This is a genomic window from Thalassobacter sp., from assembly GCF_982993085.1.
The window spans coordinates 1-2,846 of the sequence record NZ_CEZFMW010000214.1; the positions used below are offsets into that span (position 1 = coordinate 1).

At 56.0% G+C, this 2,846-nt stretch carries 1 protein-coding gene and 1 pseudogene; both read right to left on the reverse strand.

The features are described 5' to 3' along the window. Positions 1-601: pseudogene (locus AC4GMC_RS18055) on the reverse strand (BREX-1 system adenine-specific DNA-methyltransferase PglX); the annotation flags it as partial. Continuing rightward, positions 601-2,846 (reverse strand): BREX-1 system adenine-specific DNA-methyltransferase PglX (gene pglX, locus AC4GMC_RS18060; RefSeq protein ID WP_487880516.1); only part of this gene is annotated, 2,246 nt, incomplete at its 5' end. The pseudogene AC4GMC_RS18055 and the gene pglX, both read right to left, overlap by 1 nt.

Here is a 2,846-nt window from a genome sequence, read left to right on the forward strand (position 1 = left end):
AGATGTAGAACTGGTAGAGCCAGCCGATGATCTCGACATCCTGACAGGCGTCCTCTGTCATCACCTTGCGCGTCTCTGACAGGATGGAGGACTGTGACAGCAGATCCTCGGGCATCAGCAGCTCGGTGTAGTCGTCGATTTCCTCGAACAGGAACGGCATGGGGCCGTGCCACTGGTTGCAGGCGTGCACCAAGAGCTGTCGATAAGCTTCGCCCTGCGGATCAGAAGACGGCGTGCGGCCATCCAGCAACGCCGCGATGCTACCCGGCGCGCCCTCAGGCAAGTTGCCCGCCATCGCTTCAGCCAATAACTCGGGCCGTGTCTGCCCCTCAGCCGGCGAAACAACCCCGACCGTCGTGTAGCCATTAGCATCCATGAAGCGCAGCGCGGTGAAGCGGTTGAACCAGGTGTAGGCAACCTGCTCGATCACCTGTGCCTTGCCATCCCGCGCGATCGCAGCGTCGAGCTCTTTCATGGCCTGCGGATGCTCCCGCCGCGCGGGCGAGGCAAGATCGACCACCAGATCTAGCTTCGAGCGCACCTGATCGATCAGCAGATTGCGGGCGGATTGGGCAAACTTCTTCAGCGCGTTCGTGTCCATCAGCTGAGCCCCGTGATTTTCTTCAACGCTGTGCCGAACTTCGGATAGTTCGCTTTCACCCCGTCATCGAGGTCGATCTCGATCTTGGCCTGTGCCAGTGGGAAGACGACATCGCGCTCCCACTCGTTCAGCTCGTCGATCTGCTTGGCGATGATGGCCATGTCTTTCAGCGCCTTGGTACGCTGGCCCTGGCTGGCACTGGGGTCATCCGATAGCTTTTCCAGACGCCCGCGCTCCCCCTCAAGCTTACTGATGAACTCGCGGAGGTAGTCGTTGAGGATGACCGACACCGTGTCGGCCCGATAGCGGTGCATGTAGATCAGCGCGTTGAATGTGCCCTTGGGGCTGGCGAACATCCAGTAGATCGGGCGCTTCTTGTAGCGCTTCACGTGGTCGGCGTAGAAATCCTTGGTGAAGTATTTGCGGATGTCCTTGCCAAGAGCGTCCTCGATATAGCGCAGGTTCTCGCGGAAATGTGCCTCGCCAAAAGTGGTGCGCAGGAACAGGCGGAAACGCTCGGTGATGTCGTCGGCGAACCAGTCGGCGTCGAGCACGGGGATGACGTTGTCTTCGTCGGGCATGAAACTCGGCTCGGAGATGCGGACGAGGTAGTCGGCCAGCGTCTCGCCCTGATTGGCGAGGACAAGGCCGGCGGTGTTGAGGCTGTAGCGGCCGAACATGCAGCCCACGGCGTAGGAAAGGAACTCGGCCATGGTGTCGGCGCGAAGGCGGGTTTCGTTGGCCTCCACGTCGTTCTTGATGCCATAGCGATAGGCGGGGTTGCAGGTGAGGGTGATCTCGTTCAGCGGCACCTCGGGGGTCAGCTCGTCTTTCAGACCATAGGCGTCGATGAAGATGCGGTTGTTCTCTTCCTCCAAGGCCTCCATCTCGTCCGTCTTGGACTGCCAATGGGCGCGGAGGGTAGCGTAGCTGTCCTCCAGCGTCTCGCCGCGATGATCGGGCGAAAGCAGCGGGAGCGTGGCAAAATCCCAGGAGGTTTCGTAGGCGTCCCAGTCAGATTTGGTCAGGCTAATCGCCTTAGTGGCGATCTTTTCGACCTCGTCGCGCCATGAAAGATCATCCGAAAGTGGCATCCCTGCTATGTTTCCAACTTGAAAATTCATCGTTGGGTTAAGGGATTTGATGAACGATTGGCCGACTTTCGAGCAGAGAACCGCGACGGACTGTGGTGGCGTTAAAGTTTTGTTAACAAAGAGACCAGGACATGCAGAGTCGAATATGCACCCATCAGGTTGGTATCGCACGCTAAAATAGCTGGTGGAGATTTTTGACCAGACAGCGCCCTGTTTTCCGTAGTTCGATTGACCCTGAAAACCAGCTTTTCCTGTCGTTCGCATTTCCGAGCCGGAATTCTCCCAATTTACCACCCAGCTTAGGTTTCCATACCAACGGCGAAAGTCACCACCTTTTGCATGCGGAACCCACTTCTCACCCGCTCCAAATTTTTCAGTCTTTGCATAACTGACTTCTTGCCAGAAGCGTATAAAAAGGTCATTTTCACCAGTCTTCAAGCCTTCGGAGATGCTACATATTTCCCCAAACTTTGTTCGGCTCTCAATGCGCTCGACCAATCCGGTAGGTAGGTTGTATGCCATTTCGCTGCCTTCGAAGGACAGAAATTGCGAAGCACTCCTTAGGACGTAGTCATTTTGCTCGATCTTGGATGAGAAAAGGCCAGGTTGTTGAGCGCCAGTGCCCAAGTATCCAAGATCGTAAAATTTTCCTTTGTAGTTGGGCGCAGAACCCTCACGAAGGACTAATGCCATGAGTGGAACGATCGCTGACTCGTAAAAAGCTGTATATGACGGCTTAACGAAAGACTGGACATGGCTTCTTGTTAAAACTAGACGCCGCAGTTTCTTAAATGTTGAAATGTATAGCCAAGTGAAGGGCGTGACTATGCCCGCAAACCCATCTGGCTTTATTATGCCCAACAGCCTTTCAACAAATGCCGAAAACAGATCGCTTTTTGTCGATGGATATCCGTCCTTTAGCCAATTTGTAAGAACACCGTTCATACCGCCGCCGCCCATATACGGGGGGTTGGCCACCACCACATGATACTTCGGCGACAGCGCCTCGGCCATGCGCAGCACTGCGATGACGCGCGCCTGCACCTCATTCAACAGCAGGTCACCACCAAAATCCCGCGCCTCGACCACCCGCAGCGTCTCTGCCGGATCGCGCAGTTTCGGCACGATCAGCGAGCCGAAGTTCTTGGCCT